This window comes from Aestuariivita sp. (genome assembly GCF_021404545.1).
Classification (GTDB): domain Bacteria; phylum Pseudomonadota; class Alphaproteobacteria; order Rhodobacterales; family Rhodobacteraceae; genus Aestuariivita.
In genome coordinates this window covers 66,335-80,614 of record NZ_JAAWWD010000060.1, presented here as the reverse complement: position 1 = coordinate 80,614, position 14,280 = coordinate 66,335, and the positions used below count along the sequence as shown (strand labels likewise).

The window sequence follows — 14,280 nt, the reverse complement described above, 5'->3', positions numbered from 1 at the left end:
GCCGCCCTCTCACTATCCGGTGTTTATCCAGCAAGATGAAGAGGATGCAAATCGCTCTTCATCTTGCAGATCAAATGTCTGAGCACGCCAGAGACAGCCCGTCTCCGGTCTTTGGGAGTGGGTTGGCCTGACGCCCTTAACCGGCCCAAAGACTGCGATACACCTCTGCGATGCCCGCCGCCTCGTTCCGCGCGCTAAAGCTGTTTTCGGCAACGTCCCGGGCCGCGCGGCTCATGGCGGCATGCCGCTCTGGGTCCGAAAGCAGCGCGGCGGCGGCGTCGCTGGCCGCCTGAGCCATGTCCGGTGGCACGATCAGACCGGTCTTGCCCTGTGCGCTGAACGCCTCGTAGTAGCCCGCGTTCGAGCCGATGAATGGCACGCCAGAGGCCATCCCTTCGAGCGGTGCCATACCATACCCTTCGTAACGCGGCAGCTGAATGACCAGAGACAGCGCGCGCATAAGGGGCGGTAGTTCAGGTGCCGGGATCTCACCGATAAAGCGGATCCGGTCGATAAGCCCCGCGCGCTGCACGCGATCTTTCAAGGTCAGCTCGAATTTCTGGTGATCCCGCGTGGCGCGCCCGATCACCAGGGCCGTGACGCCGGGCAGATCGGGCAGGGCACGGATCATCGCATCGACAAACAGATCCGTCCCTTTCTCTGGCCGGATGCGCCCGATGGTGGCGACGCCTGCGGTGCCACCATATCCCGTCGCGGTCCAGGCCGCCGCGCGGTCGAGCGCGGGCGTAAAGAGATCGGTGTCCGCGCCATGCGGGACGATCCCGCGCACATGCGGTACGAACGTGGCCGCGCGATCGGTCGTGGCGATCACGGCATCCATTCTGGAGATCAGCCAACGCGGGACCAGCGAATGACGGCGCTGCGCGGCCGAGGTGAAGACCACGCGGATCGGCAGGCCCAATACATCGCGCGCCCAGATTGCCGCGCGCATTTCAGGGTTGCGGCGCACATGCCAGATCGCAAAGGGGAGACCCGGCGGAGCCGTGCGGCTGAGCGCGCGTGCCTGCCGCAGCGAGATCGGTGTCGGACAGCCGGGCAGGGGGTGGCCCACCAGACGCAGATCGTAGTCCGCCCTCTGCTGGCGCAGCACATTGGCGGCAGTGGCCGACACCCCGGTGAAGTTCCGATTGAAATTGGTGACGAAAAGCTCTGGCATCACCCGGCTCCGTCGATCACGCAGAGAAGATCCCCGGCCACCCGGTCCAATGCCTCCTGCCCGCGCTGGGCAAAGCGCTGCGCCGCCTCCGACATCTGCGCGCGCGCCGCGTCCTGTGTGATGAGCCGCAATACCTGATCGCCCAGTTCGGCCGCAGTCGTCACTGTCCTGACCCCGTCAATGGCTGCCAACGCCTGATAGGTCTCGGGAAAGCTCGTGACATATGGGCCGGTGAGGATGGCGGTGCCGAACTGGGCCGGTTCAAACGGATTATGCCCGCCGATTTCCCGCAGGGAACCGCCCAGAAACACGATCTGCGCCAGACTGTACCACAGCCCCAACTCCCCCAGCGTATCGGCGAGATAGACCTGCACCCCGGGCGCCGGCGGCTCGGAAAGGCTGCGGCGGGCGGCGGTCAACCCCTCGGTCTGGATCAGCTCTGCAATCTCCGCGCCCCGTTGGGGATGTCTGGGAACCAGGATCAGGCAGGCCTGGGGATGAGATCTGAGAACCGCGCAATGTGCCTTGAGCACCTCCTCCTCCTCCCCCGGATGGGTGGAGCTGGCAATCCAAAGCGGTCGGTCACCCAGATGTCCGCGCAGCCGTGCCAGTTCCAACTCATCCACGGGGAGAGGTTTGGCGGTTGATTTCAGGTTCACACCGATGCGCAGCCGGTCCTCGGGCGCACCCATCTGGCGCAGGGCTGCGGCTGTGTCGCGGTTCTGGGTCAGGATCAGGTCGAACTGATCCAGCACAAAGGCGCTCGTCTCGGGGTATTTGCGCCACCCGTCCACCGATTTCCGCGAGAGCCGCGCATTGACCAGTGCCAGCCTGGTGCCCGCGCTGCGTGCCATGACCAGCATGTTGGGCCAGATCTCGCTGTCCACAAAGATGCCCGCATCCGGGCGCCAGTAATCCAGAAACCGCGCCACGGGGCCTGCGACATCCAGCGGCACGAATTGATGCTGGCACCGTTCCGGCATCCGCTGTGCGAGGATTTCGGCAGAGGTGGCGGTGCCGGAGGTCATCAGCACGTTCAGGTCGGGACGGCGCGCCAGCAAGGCCTCGATCAGGCTGAGCACGGCCAGGCTTTCGCCCACGCTGGCGCCGTGAAACCACACCAAAGGACCAACCGGTCGCGCGATGCTGGCATGTCCCAGCCGTTCATGCATGCGTAGGGCGGGGACGCCATGGTGCTTGAGTTTGCGTGAGACCACCCACCAGATCAGCGGAGCCAGCCCTGTCATCGCCCCCCGGTAGACCCGGTAGAGCGCCGTCGCCCTGCGGGGCTGGGGCTGCATCAGCCGCCTGTGTGGCTCATGTGGCGCGAGACCTGACCATCCAGACGCTGGCGCGAATAGTCGAAATCATGGCCCTTGGGCTTGCGGTCGATGGCGGCGCGAATCGCGGCCTCAAGCGGGGCCTCGGTGTCGACATGATCGCGCAGCGGCGCGCGCAGATCGGCCATATCCTCCTGCCCCAGGCACATGTAAAGCTCACCGGTACAGGTCAGCCGTACCCGGTTGCAGCTTTCGCAGAAATTGTGGCTGAGCGGCGTGATAAAGCCGATCTTCTGGCCGGTCTCTTCCAGCCGCACATAGCGGGCGGGGCCACCGGTGCGTTCTGCCAGGTCGCTGACCTGATAATGCTCTTCATAGGTTTTGCGCACATCCTTGAGCGACCAGTACTGACCCAGGCGATCCTCATTGCCGATATCGCCCATCGGCATCACCTCGATCCAGGTCAGATCCATGCCCCGCTCGGCGCACCATTGCGTGATCTTGGGCAGCTCGTCCTCGTTAAAGCCCTTGAGCGCCACCGCATTCAGCTTGACCCTGAGACCGGCCTTTTGTGCAGCGTCGATCCCGCGAAGCACCTGCGGCAGACGGCCCCAGCGGGTGATTTCGGCGAATTTCTCCTCGTCCAGCGTGTCGAGCGAAACGTTGATGCGCCGCACGCCCGCATCGTAGAGGTCGTCGGCGAAACGCTCCAGCTGAGAGCCATTGGTCGTCAGCGTCAGTTCCTTGAGTGCGCCGCTGTCCAGGTGCCGAGTCATAGACCGGAAAAACGTCATGATATCGCGCCGCACCAACGGTTCGCCGCCGGTGATGCGCAGTTTCTCGACCCCCAGCTTGACAAAGGTCGAACACATGCGATCCAGCTCTTCCAGCGTCAGAAGCTCTTTCTTCGGCAGGAAGGTCATGTTTTCCGACATGCAATAGACGCAGCGGAAATCGCACCGGTCGGTGACGGAAACGCGCAGGTAGGTGATCGCGCGGGCGAACGGGTCAATCAAAGGAGCGGTCATGCGCCTATAGGTACTCAGCCCGTCGGCGCGTTGCAAGGCGACAGTTGCCAATTGCGGCACCCGATCGGGAGGGATAAAGAGACGCCATGCGATTGATCTGTTGTCTAGCCTTGTTAGCTTTGCCGGGATGCGACCTGGCGCGGTCCATCCTGCCGGGTCCGGCCGACGCGCCGGGCCAGCAGACAGTGGCGCCCGCCATGCCGGAGCCGGACGGCGAAAACGATGCGGTGACCGACGCGGCAGCCGGGTCAAACCTTCCCAATGCGGCCTTGCCTCCGCCTGTCGGTCAGGGATCGACGCTGGGCATGACGGTGGCCTCATTGGGCGATCCGGCGCAGGGCGGCATGTGGCTCAAAACACCTTTGGTACGCTCCGAGCGGCCCGGTCAGGTGCGGTATCGCGGATCTGTCGTGGCAGTCACATTGCAGCCACTGGATCTGCCGGTTGGATCGGGCAGCCAGATTTCGCTCAGGGCGATGCAGGCGTTGGGCGCGTCGCTGACGGACCTTGTCGAAGTCACGGTCGAGGCGACCTGAGCCTCATGCCCGATTGCAGAACCGCCCTTGACCAGCCCGGTTCATGAGCAGACGTGCGATCATGCCTGAGAGCCTGCGCCAGACGGCTGAAACGCTGCGGATGTCGCCGGGCCTTTTGGCGGGCGATTACCTCTTTCTCACCGGCGCGACGGGGGGCGGGGCTGATGGAGTGATGCCGGACGATCCCGGTCAACAGACCCGCAACGCGTTTGACAAGATAGGGCAGATACTGGCCGAGGCCGGTCTGGGCTTTGACGCGCTGGTCGAGATGACCAGCTATCATATTGGATTGCGTGCCCATTTCGACCGTTTCGATGAGATCCGCTGTCACTATTGCACGGCGCCGTTTCCGGCATGGACTGCCGTCGAAGTTGCCGGTTTGCGGCGGGAAGGGGCCGTGATCGAGATCCGCGCGATTGCCTATGCGGGCGGGCGCGCCTCTGACGTCTGACTTCTGAGATACCTGGCGGCTTCTTTCCGGGCAAAGGGTTTCAGTGCTGCACCATGCGCGGCCAGAAACGCCTCGACCCGGGGCGCGTCGTGTTTGCTGAGCTCGCGCAGCCACCAGGCGATGGCCTTTTGAATGAACCACTCACGGTCGGGCACATAGCCCGCCGCCCAGCCCAGGATTCGGTCTCGCCGGGCCAGATCCTCGGGGTTGGGGTGGTTTTGCTTGGTCCAGGGCAGGGTGATGACAAGCGCCGCGCGCCGGGTCCACATGTGCTCCGAGGTGGTCCAGCGTTCCACCTCATCCAGACGCGCGGGATCTGCCATCAGCCGTCGCTGGCCCGCCATACAGGCGTGATCGGCAATCGCCCAACTGTCGAAATCGGGCACCCAGCTTGCGATCAGTGCCCAAACCGCATCATCGGGCCGGATGCGGGCTTGGGTCAGAAGTTTGGCCGCCGCCAACCGTGCTTCGTAGATGTCGGTATTCCAAAGGCCACGGGCCAGTGCGACCCGCTCCGCCACGGTCAAGGACCGTCGCCACGCTTTGGCCAGCGCGTCGATCTGCCCGTTCTTCAGCCCCAGATAGACGCGATCCGCCTTGTGATAGGCAGCCATTTGCGGCGCGCGGTCTGGATCGGCGACAGCGCGCAGGGCGTCCAGATAGGGCTCATGACTGGCCAAGGGTCGGATCCTTCCCGGTTACTCCACGGTCACGGATTTGGCCAGATTGCGCGGCTGGTCGACATCTGTCCCCTTGGCCACCGCCGTGTGATAGGCCAAAAGCTGCGCCGGTATCGCATAGAGGATCGGAGCCAGGATCGGGGCAACAGTGGGCATGCGGATCGTACTCCACACCTCGTCTCCGGCTTCCGCAATTCCCGGCTCGTCCGAGACCAGGATGACCTTGCCCTTGCGCGCCATGACCTCTTGCATATTCGAGAGGGTCTTGTCGAAAACGCTGTCGCGTGGCGCCATGACCACCACCGGCATATGCTTGTCGATCAGGGCGATCGGGCCATGCTTCAGCTCGCCTGATGCATAAGCTTCGGCATGTATATAGCTGAGTTCCTTGAGCTTTAATGCCCCTTCCAGGGCGAGGGGGTACATCAATCCGCGCCCCAGAAAGAGAACGTCACGCGCCTCTGCCAGCCTCAGGGCGGCCTTGTGGATCGTCTCGGTCTGATCAAGCGCCAGCGAGATCGCGGCAGGCAGTCCGCGCATGGCCGACAGGTGATCGCTGCGCGCCTCGGCGCTCAAATGCCCGCCCGCCTCGGCGGCCTTGAGGGCCAGCGCCAGCAGCACGGTGAGCTGACAGGTAAAGGCCTTGGTGGACGCGACGCTCACCTCGACGCCTGCATGGATCTGGAGCGACATATCGCTTTCGCGGCCGATGGAGCTTTCGGGCACATTCACCATCGACAGGATTCTGTCCGCCTTTCCAACACAATAGCGAAGCGCGGCCAAGGTGTCGGCGGTCTCGCCCGACTGGCTCACAAAGATGGCCAACGTGCGCGCGGGGATGGGCGGTTCGCGATATCTGAATTCCGAGGCGATATCGACCTCGACCGGCAGGCGTGCGATCTGTTCAAACCAGTATTTGGCCACCAGACAGGCATAATACGCCGTCCCGCAAGCAACCATGACGATGCGATCAAATTCTGCAAAATCAATCGCTTTGTCCGAGATGTTTATGTTCCCATTTGCGGTGACGTACTGCCCGAGCGCGTCGCCTACGACCTTGGGCTGTTCCGCGATCTCCTTGGCCATGAAGTGCTTGTGACCGGCTTTGTCAACGCGGGTGTTTTCAATCGAGACAACCTTAACCGGGCGGTTGGCAAGGGTGCCGTTCTGGTCGCGAATTTCGACACCGGCACGGGTCACGATGGCGCGGTCGCCTTCCTCCAGATATGTGATCCGGTCGGTCAGAGGGGCCAATGCGATCGCGTCGGAGCCCACGAACATCTCTCCATCCCCATGTCCAATGGCCAGCGGAGAACCTTTGCGCGCGGCCACGATCAGGTCGACCTCCCCGTCGAACAGGAAGGCCAGCGCGAATGCACCTTCCAATCGGTCAAGCGTCTGAAACGCGGCTTCGGCGGCGTTGGCGCCCTGCTCCATATAGTGGCTGGTCAGAAGGGCCACGGTCTCTGTGTCGGTCTCGGTCTCGAACCCGATGCCATGGGTGGCAAGTTCGGTTCGGATTTCGCGATAATTCTCGATGATCCCGTTATGCACAACCGCCACCTTGCCTGCCTTGTGAGGGTGTGCGTTGCCGACAGACGGCACGCCATGAGTGGCCCAGCGGGTGTGCCCGATCCCGGCCTTGCCCGCGAGCGGTTCATGCACCAGCAGATCGCTGAGATTGACCAGTTTGCCCACCGCCCGGCGGCGGTCCAGGGTGCCTGCATTGATTGTCGCGATGCCGGCGCTGTCATAGCCGCGATATTCCAGCCGTTTGAGCGCTTCGACAAGGATGGGCGCAGCCTCGTGTTCGCCCAGAACACCAACAATTCCGCACATCAGCTTTGGCCCTTACCCTGTTGTTTCTTTTTTGATTTCAGAATCGCTATGAGCTTGCGCGCCGCGCCGGGCCTGGCCGTTTGCGGAGCCCGCGCCAGGGCGAGCGCGCCTGCCGCGACATCCTCGGTGATGACGCTGCCCGATCCCGTCATGGCCTCGTCACCGACCGTGACAGGGGCCACGAGCATTGTATTCGACCCGATAAAGGCCCGCTCTCCAATATCGGTGCGGTGTTTCATCACCCCGTCGTAATTGCAGGTGATCGTGCCCGCGCCGATATTGGTTCGGGCGCCGATACTGGCATCCCCGATATAGCTCAGGTGATTGACCTTGGCACCTTCGGCCAAGGTGGCGTTCTTGATTTCGACGAAATTGCCGATATGCGTGTCTTCTGCCAGTTCCGTGCCGGGGCGCAGGCGGGCGTAGGGACCTACAATCGCCCCCCGGCTGACATGGCAGCCCTCAAGATGCGAAAACGCGCGGATTGTCGCCCCGGACTCGACCGTGACGTTCGGGCCAAAGACGACATTGGGCTCCACCACCGCATCACGCCCGATCACGGTGTCGAGCGACAGATGCACCGTGTCGGGGGCCATCAGGGTGACGCCGGCTTCCATCAGATCGTGGCGCGCGCGATCTTGAAAAAGCGCCTCGGCACCTGCCAGTTCGGCGCGGGTGTTGATGCCCAGCGTCTCGGCTTCGTCACAGGTCACGGCCGTTGCGGACAACCCCTGCTGCCTGGCCAGTGCGACGATATCGGGCAGATAGTATTCACCAGCGGCATTGTCATTGCCGACCGCGTCGATCAGTCGAAAGAGAACCTGCGCGTCGCAGGCAACAAGCCCGCTATTGCAGAGGGTTATCGCCCGCTCTTGAGGTGATGCATCCTTGAATTCCACGACGCGGGCCAGTTGCGAACCCGCCATCACCAGACGGCCATAGCGCCCGGCGTCGGCTGCCTCGAACCCAAGCACCACAAGGTCATGCGCGGCGCGTGCGGCCATCATTGCGTGCAGCGTTTCGGGCCGGACAAAGGGCGTGTCACCGTAAAGCACGATGATATCGCCCCCAAACCCTTCCAGCGCCGTGCGGGCCTGGGCCACGGCATGGGCGGTGCCCAACTGTTCGGTCTGAAGCACCACCTGAGCGGTCTCGTCGATCTTGTGCGCAGCTTTGGTGACCTGATCCGCCCCGTGGCCTGCGACGATGATGGTGCGTTCGGGCGCCAGAACCTGCCCCGCGCGCATCGCATGGGCAAGCATCGGGGCTTGGGCCAGAGGGTGCAGGACCTTGGGCAGGTCCGAGTTCATCCGTGTGCCTTTGCCTGCGGCCAGGATGACAAGCGCGGTGCTCATGTGTTTTCTCTTTGTCTTTTCGCTGGTCCCGTTTTATCCGGCTGACAGGAGCGCGCAACACCAAGGGCCATCAATTCCGGTTGCGGACTGCAATACATGCGTGCGGAAACGCGCCGATTGGGGGCAATGCCATGCGAACGGTTATCTTTGATCTGGACGGCACATTGGCCGATACCAGCGGCGATCTGATCGCGGCGGCCAATGTTTGTTTCCGCCAGATGGGGCTGGGGGATGTTCTGGTGCCGGGCCGGGATGCGGGCATCGCACTGCGCGGGGGGCGCATGATGCTGACCCGGGGGCTGGAGCGGATGGGCGCCTTTGATGAGGCGGTCGTCACGCAGTATTATCCGGTCTTGCTGGACGCCTATGCCGAGGCGATTGATCATCACACGGTGCTTTATCCCGGTGCGATGGACGCGGTTGCAGCACTCCGTTCGGCGGGCTACGGCGTTGGTATCTGCACCAACAAACCGGCCGGGCTGGCCGAGACACTGCTCAGCCGTCTGGGTGTGCGGGATGCCTTTGCCTCGATGGTCGGGGCCGATACTCTGCCGGTGCGCAAGCCCGATCCAGAGCCACTGCGCGAGGCGGCGCGACGTGCCGGAGGCGATCCGGCCCTGACCTGCCTGATCGGTGACAGCGATACAGACCGCAAGACGGCGGCCGCCGCAGGGGTGCCGTCCGTTCTGGTGACATTCGGCCCCGCCGGCGGGGACATGGCGGCCCTGTCGCCCGAGGCGCTGTTGGGCGATTTCGCCGATTTGCCAGCGGTTGTCAGCGGTCTGATCGGTCCTGCGGATGCAAAACCTTAACGCACCCCATTGACCCGTCCGCCACCGCGCCCCAAAACAGATCTATGAGCGAGATATTCACCGGCAGTTTCACGCAACAGGAGCCGATCCCGGAAGAGGGGATCGCGGCGGCGCTGGCCGTTTTGCGCCATGGGCGGTTGCACCGCTATAACGTGGCAGAGGGTGAGGTGGGTGAAACAGCCCTTCTGGAACAGGCGTTCGCGGCCCTGACTGGCGCGCGCTATGCGCTTGCCGTGGCCTCGGGCGGTTCAGCGATGACCATCGCGTTGCGCGCGATCGGGGTGCAGCCCGGCGATCCGGTTCTGTCGAACGCCTTCACCCTGGCCCCGGTACCCGGTGCGATTGCCGCTGTTGGCGCGCGCCCCGTATTCGTCGGCGTGACCGAGGATCTGACCATCGACCTGGACGATTTGGAAACCAAGCTCGATCAGTCCAGGGTGCTGCTGCTCAGCCATATGCGCGGGCATATCTGCGATATGGATCGGCTGATGGCGCTCTGCGATACCGCCGGTGTCGCGGTGATCGAGGATTGCGCGCATACGATGGGGGCGGCCTGGAACGACATACCGTCGGGGCGGCATGGGCTGGTCGGGTGCTATTCGTGCCAGACCTACAAGCACGCCAATTCCGGCGAGGGCGGGTTTGTGGTGACCGACGACGCCGAGATTGCGGCGCGGGCGATCATTCTGTCAGGCTCCTACATGCTCTACGAGCGGCACTTGGCCGGTCCTCCGGCGGACGTGTTTGAGCGCGTCAAATACGACACGCCAAACACATCAAGCCGGATGGACAATCTGCGCGCCGCGATCCTGCGGCCGCAGCTGCGCGATCTGGAAGACCGTGTGGCACGCTGGAACGCGCGCTACCGGACCCTCGAACAGGGTCTGCGCGACACGCCCGGGCTGACCTTGATCGAGCGGCCCGAGACCGAGAAATTCGTCGGCTCTTCCATTCAGGTCTTGCTGCTCGATTGGGCGGCGGAGGGTGTGGCCGATGTTGTGCGGCGCTGTGCGCTGCGGGGTGTCGAGTTGAAGTGGTTCGGCGAGGCAGAGCCCAAGGGCTTTACCTCCCGCTATGACAGCTGGCGCTATGCCCGGAGCGAGCAGATGCCCCGGAGCGATCGTATTTTAGCGGGAATTCTGGACATGCGGGTGCCGCTGACGTTTTCGTTGGAGGATTGCGAACTGATCGCACGTATCATCCGGGCCGAGGTCAGCGCGGTCTATCAAAGCGCCGCGTGATCCAAAGGAGCGCCTCACGGCGCGTTTCATGTGCTTGATTGGCGCATTCTGGCAGAGCTTTGCCCGAACCTGCCGCCGCCCCGCGCGGGGTGCCCCTGTCTCGAGATCGGCGCGACCTTGCGCGTGGTGCCGACGTCTTCGGTGCGCAGGCGTGGAGTGCAAGCCTCCGGGTCAATTTTGAAATCATATCTGTCACGCGACTGCTCAGACACACGCTGCACCGGAAAGCGCGGCATGCCTTGACCGGGGGGCTTTCTGCGCGTTATATGAACAAGTGTTCAATAACGCTGAGGGAGTCGCGGGCCATGTTCAATGCCGTGATGCAGTTCGATCTGGGGGAAGACGTCAACGCGTTGCGCGAGGTGGTGCATCGCTGGGCGCAAGACAGGGTCAAACCCATGGCCGCCGAGATCGACGCCAAGAACGCCTTTCCCAATGAGCTTTGGCGCGAAATGGGCGAGTTGGGCCTGTTGGGCATCACCGTTGACGAAGACTATGGCGGGGCGGGCATGAGCTATCTCGCTCATGTTGTCGCGGTCGAAGAGATCGCGCGCGCGTCAGCCTCGGTCTCACTGTCCTATGGCGCGCATTCCAACCTCTGCGTGAACCAGATCAAGCTGAACGGCACGGCCGAGCAGAAGGCCAAATACCTGCCGGGCCTGGTGTCGGGCGAGCATGTGGGTGCGCTGGCCATGTCCGAAGCCGGTGCGGGATCGGATGTTGTGTCGATGAAGCTGCGCGCGGAAAAGCGCAACGACCACTACCGTCTAAACGGGACGAAATACTGGATCACCAACGGGCCGGATGCCGATACGCTGGTGGTTTATGCCAAGACCGACCCGGAGGCGGGCTCCAAGGGGATCACCGCGTTTCTGATCGAAAAGGAGATGACAGGATTTTCGACCTCACCGCATTTCGACAAGCTGGGCATGCGCGGATCGAACACGGCCGAGCTGATCTTTGAAGATGTCGAGGTCCCGTTCGAGAATGTGCTGGGCGAAGAGGGGCGCGGCGTTGCCGTGCTGATGTCGGGCCTGGATTACGAGCGCGTCGTGCTGGCCGGGATCGGCACCGGCATTATCGCGGCCTGTCTCGATGAGATCATGCCCTATCTGAGCGAGCGCAAGCAGTTCGGCCAGCCCATCGGAAATTTCCAACTGATGCAAGGCAAGATCGCCGATATGTACACGGCGATGAATTCCGCACGGGCCTATGTCTATGAATGCGCCAAAGCCTGTGACCGGGGAGAGGCCACGCGCCAGGATGCGGCGGCGTGCTGTCTTTATGCCTCGGAAGTGGCGATGACCCAAGCGCACCAAGCGGTGCAGGCGATGGGCGGGGCAGGGTTCCTGAACGACAGTCCGGTGGCGCGGATCTTCCGCGATGCCAAGCTGATGGAAATCGGTGCCGGAACGTCAGAAGTGCGCCGGATGCTGATCGGGCGCGAATTGATGGGCGCAATGTCCTGAGGGGAGGCTGGCCGGGGTCGCCCCCGGCCAGAGGGGGGATCAGAACCGATGGACGTAAGCGACGCCCAGAACAACCGGATCGATCTCGGCTGTGCCGATGGGCGCGCCGTTCAGGGTGACATCGCTTTCGATGTCGATCCAGCGTGCATTCACGCGCAACGCACCTTGCGGCCCAACCATGAAGTCGACGCCGACCTGCACGGCCACCCCGAACGAGTCGTCCAACTCAAGCGTGCCCAGCGGCGAGCTTTCGTCAAAGAAGGTGGTATAGTTCAGACCGATCCCGGCGAAAGGTTTGATATTGCCCTGTGTGGGGAAGTGATAGTTGAGCGAGACGGTCGGTGGCAGATGCTTGACCCGGCCGGCAAAGCCGCCATTGATCGAGACGTCATGCTCAAACGGTGTGGCCGCCAGAAGCTCGATCCCCAGATTGTCGCGAATGAAATACTCCCCTGTGAGGGTCAACTGGGTGTTGTCGTCAATTGTCGCCGAGCCGCCCGCAAGCGTGCCGTTGTCGGATTTCGGATCGACGTTGCCGATCCCGATGCCAAAGGTCCAATCCCCCTGGGATTGCGCGAAAGCGGGTGCGGCCAACAGGCAAAGCGCGGTGGAGGCAGCGGCAAAGACAGAGATACGGGTCATGATGTCACCATTTCATTGAGTTATGCTTCACTCTACCGTTGCCGGACGGGTCAGTGTCTTGATTTGCATCAAGAAAACAAAATGCCGCTACGTCACATTCCACTAATACGCGCGCGTAAGGGAGCCGTCATATGAAACTGAAATCCGCCGTTCTGACCTCAGGCGAGGTTTTTGCTCAGAACCGGGCCGCCCATCTTGAAGCTCTGGCAACGATCGAGGCCGCGGCAGGGGCCGCGCGGCTGGGCGGAGGGGAGAAATCCCGCGCGCGCCACGAAAGCCGGGGCAAGATGCTGCCGCGCAGGCGGGTGGCCAATCTGCTCGACCCTGGATCGCCGTTTCTGGAGGTGGGGGCGGTGGCCGCGCATGGGCTTTATGACGGGGCCGCGCCGTCGGCAGGAGTGATTGCGGGGGTGGGCCGGGTGCAGGGCCAGGAGGTGATGGTGATCTGCAACGACGCCACTGTAAAGGGCGGCACCTACTACCCGATGACAGTCAAAAAGCACCTGCGCGCCCAGGAGATCGCCGAGGAATGCAATCTGCCTTGCGTCTATCTGGTCGATTCCGGTGGCGCGAACCTGCCCAATCAGGACGAGGTCTTTCCCGACCGCGATCATTTCGGGCGCATCTTTTACAATCAAGCCAGGATGAGCGCCAAGGGCATTCCCCAGATCGCGGTGGTGATGGGCTCGTGCACGGCGGGCGGCGCGTATGTTCCGGCGATGTCGGATGTGACGATCATCGTCAAGGAGCAAGGCACGATCTTTCTGGCCGGTCCCCCGCTGGTGAAAGCCGCGACCGGCGAGGTGGTCACTGCCGAGGATCTGGGTGGCGGTGATGTCCATACCCGCCTTTCCGGTGTGGCCGACTATCTGGCCGAGGATGATGCCCATGCGCTGGCGCTCGCGCGGCGCGCGGTGGCGGGGTTGAATCGGGCCAAGCCAAACGGTGTCGAATGGCAAAGCCCCGAAGAGCCGGCCTATGATCCCGAAGAGATCCTGGGCGTGGTGCCGGGCGATCTGCGCACACCCTATGATATCCGCGAGGTCATTGCCCGGCTGGTCGATGGCTCGCGCTTTGACGAGTTCAAGGCGCGGTTCGGCGAGACGCTGGTCTGCGGCTTTGCACATGTCAAAGGCTGCCCTGTCGGGATCATCGCCAATAACGGCGTGCTCTTTTCCGAAGCCGCGCAAAAAGGCGCACATTTTGTCGAACTGTGCAGCCAGCGGAAAATTCCGCTGGTTTTCCTGCAAAACATCACTGGCTTCATGGTGGGCCGCAAATACGAGAACGAAGGCATCGCCCGGCATGGGGCCAAGATGGTCACGGCTGTGGCCACCACCTCGGTGCCCAAGATCACCATGCTAGTGGGCGGCTCGTTCGGCGCGGGCAATTACGGCATGGCCGGGCGCGCCTATCAGCCGCGGTTCCTGTGGACCTGGCCCAACAGCCGCATCTCGGTCATGGGCGGTGAACAGGCGGCGGGGGTTCTGGCCACCGTCAAACGCGACGCCATCGAACGGCAGGGCGGCGACTGGTCCGTCGGTGAGGAGGCGGAGTTCAAGCGCCCCACCATCGAGATGTTCGAGGAACAGTCCCATCCGCTCTATGCCAGCGCGCGGCTGTGGGATGACGGGATCATCGACCCGCGCAAATCGCGCGACGTGCTCGGCCTCAGCCTCTCCGCCGCGCTGAACGCGTCCATCGAAGAGACACGCTTCGGCGTCTTCCGGATGTGAGGCACGTCTGTTCCCAGCATCCCGGTGAGCGCCT

At 63.2% G+C, this 14,280-nt stretch carries 13 protein-coding genes; 6 read left to right on the top strand and 7 right to left on the bottom strand.

Features of this window, described 5'->3' with window-relative positions; genetic code table 11:
• Positions 1–136: 136 nt before the first annotated feature.
• From HEP69_RS18045 to moaA, 3 genes are read right to left on the bottom strand one after another with little or no spacing between them, the layout of a single operon-like run.
• A complete protein-coding gene (locus HEP69_RS18045) occupies positions 137–1,177 on the bottom strand; it encodes a glycosyltransferase family 4 protein (RefSeq protein ID WP_290559886.1) in 1,041 nt (346 codons plus the stop codon).
• Entirely contained in the window at positions 1,177–2,478 is a 1,302-nt protein-coding gene (locus HEP69_RS18040) for a 3-deoxy-D-manno-octulosonic acid transferase (RefSeq protein ID WP_290559885.1), read from the bottom strand. The genes HEP69_RS18045 and HEP69_RS18040 overlap by 1 nt, the downstream gene beginning before the upstream one ends.
• Positions 2,478–3,485 (bottom strand): GTP 3',8-cyclase MoaA, encoded by a 1,008-nt coding sequence (gene moaA / locus HEP69_RS18035; RefSeq protein ID WP_290559884.1) that lies wholly within the window; start codon positions 3,483–3,485, stop codon positions 2,478–2,480. The genes HEP69_RS18040 and moaA overlap by 1 nt, the downstream gene beginning before the upstream one ends.
• Before the next feature lie 86 nt (positions 3,486–3,571).
• Here moaA and HEP69_RS18030 point away from each other — a divergent pair, with 86 nt between their 5' ends.
• Together HEP69_RS18030 and HEP69_RS18025 are read left to right on the top strand one after the other, a co-directional pair.
• The gene (locus HEP69_RS18030; RefSeq protein WP_290559883.1) at positions 3,572–4,021 is read left to right on the top strand and encodes a hypothetical protein; all 450 of its coding nucleotides are present in this window, start codon (positions 3,572–3,574) and stop codon (positions 4,019–4,021) included.
• A gap of 43 nt (positions 4,022–4,064) precedes the next feature.
• Positions 4,065–4,472 (top strand): Rid family hydrolase, encoded by a 408-nt coding sequence (locus HEP69_RS18025; protein WP_290559882.1) that lies wholly within the window; start codon positions 4,065–4,067, stop codon positions 4,470–4,472.
• Here HEP69_RS18025 and HEP69_RS18020 read toward each other — a convergent pair.
• From HEP69_RS18020 to glmU, 3 genes are read right to left on the bottom strand one after another with little or no spacing between them, the layout of a single operon-like run.
• On the bottom strand, positions 4,442–5,152 hold the full coding sequence (locus tag HEP69_RS18020; RefSeq protein ID WP_290559881.1) for a DNA alkylation repair protein: 711 nt from the start codon (positions 5,150–5,152) through the stop codon (positions 4,442–4,444). The two genes, HEP69_RS18025 and HEP69_RS18020, sit on opposite strands and share 31 nt — an antisense overlap.
• Before the next feature lie 18 nt (positions 5,153–5,170).
• On the bottom strand, positions 5,171–6,991 hold the full coding sequence (gene glmS, locus HEP69_RS18015) for a glutamine--fructose-6-phosphate transaminase (isomerizing) (protein ID WP_290559880.1): 1,821 nt from the start codon (positions 6,989–6,991) through the stop codon (positions 5,171–5,173).
• The gene (gene glmU, locus HEP69_RS18010) at positions 6,991–8,346 is read right to left on the bottom strand and encodes a bifunctional UDP-N-acetylglucosamine diphosphorylase/glucosamine-1-phosphate N-acetyltransferase GlmU (protein WP_290559879.1); all 1,356 of its coding nucleotides are present in this window, start codon (positions 8,344–8,346) and stop codon (positions 6,991–6,993) included. Before glmU ends, glmS begins: the two co-directional genes overlap by 1 nt.
• A 131-nt stretch (positions 8,347–8,477) precedes the next feature.
• Between glmU and HEP69_RS18005 the strand changes: the two genes are divergently transcribed.
• The 3 genes from HEP69_RS18005 to HEP69_RS17995 all read left to right on the top strand — a co-directional run bounded on the left by HEP69_RS18005 (position 8,478) and on the right by HEP69_RS17995 (position 11,868).
• Positions 8,478–9,158: an HAD-IA family hydrolase gene (locus HEP69_RS18005; protein WP_290559878.1), complete on the top strand. Its 681-nt coding sequence runs from the start codon at positions 8,478–8,480 to the stop codon at positions 9,156–9,158.
• A gap of 44 nt (positions 9,159–9,202) precedes the next feature.
• A complete protein-coding gene (locus tag HEP69_RS18000; RefSeq protein ID WP_290559877.1) occupies positions 9,203–10,399 on the top strand; it encodes an aminotransferase class I/II-fold pyridoxal phosphate-dependent enzyme in 1,197 nt (398 codons plus the stop codon).
• 305 nt (positions 10,400–10,704) lie between these two features.
• Positions 10,705–11,868: an isovaleryl-CoA dehydrogenase gene (locus HEP69_RS17995; RefSeq protein ID WP_290559876.1), complete on the top strand. Its 1,164-nt coding sequence runs from the start codon at positions 10,705–10,707 to the stop codon at positions 11,866–11,868.
• A 39-nt stretch (positions 11,869–11,907) separates the two neighbouring features.
• Here the strand turns inward: HEP69_RS17995 and HEP69_RS17990 are convergent, their stop codons facing one another.
• Positions 11,908–12,510 (bottom strand): OmpW family outer membrane protein, encoded by a 603-nt coding sequence (locus HEP69_RS17990; protein WP_290559875.1) that lies wholly within the window; start codon positions 12,508–12,510, stop codon positions 11,908–11,910.
• Between the two features lie 131 nt (positions 12,511–12,641).
• Here HEP69_RS17990 and HEP69_RS17985 point away from each other — a divergent pair, with 131 nt between their 5' ends.
• A complete protein-coding gene (locus tag HEP69_RS17985) occupies positions 12,642–14,246 on the top strand; it encodes a carboxyl transferase domain-containing protein (protein ID WP_290559874.1) in 1,605 nt (534 codons plus the stop codon).
• The last annotated feature ends 34 nt before the right edge of the window (positions 14,247–14,280 follow it).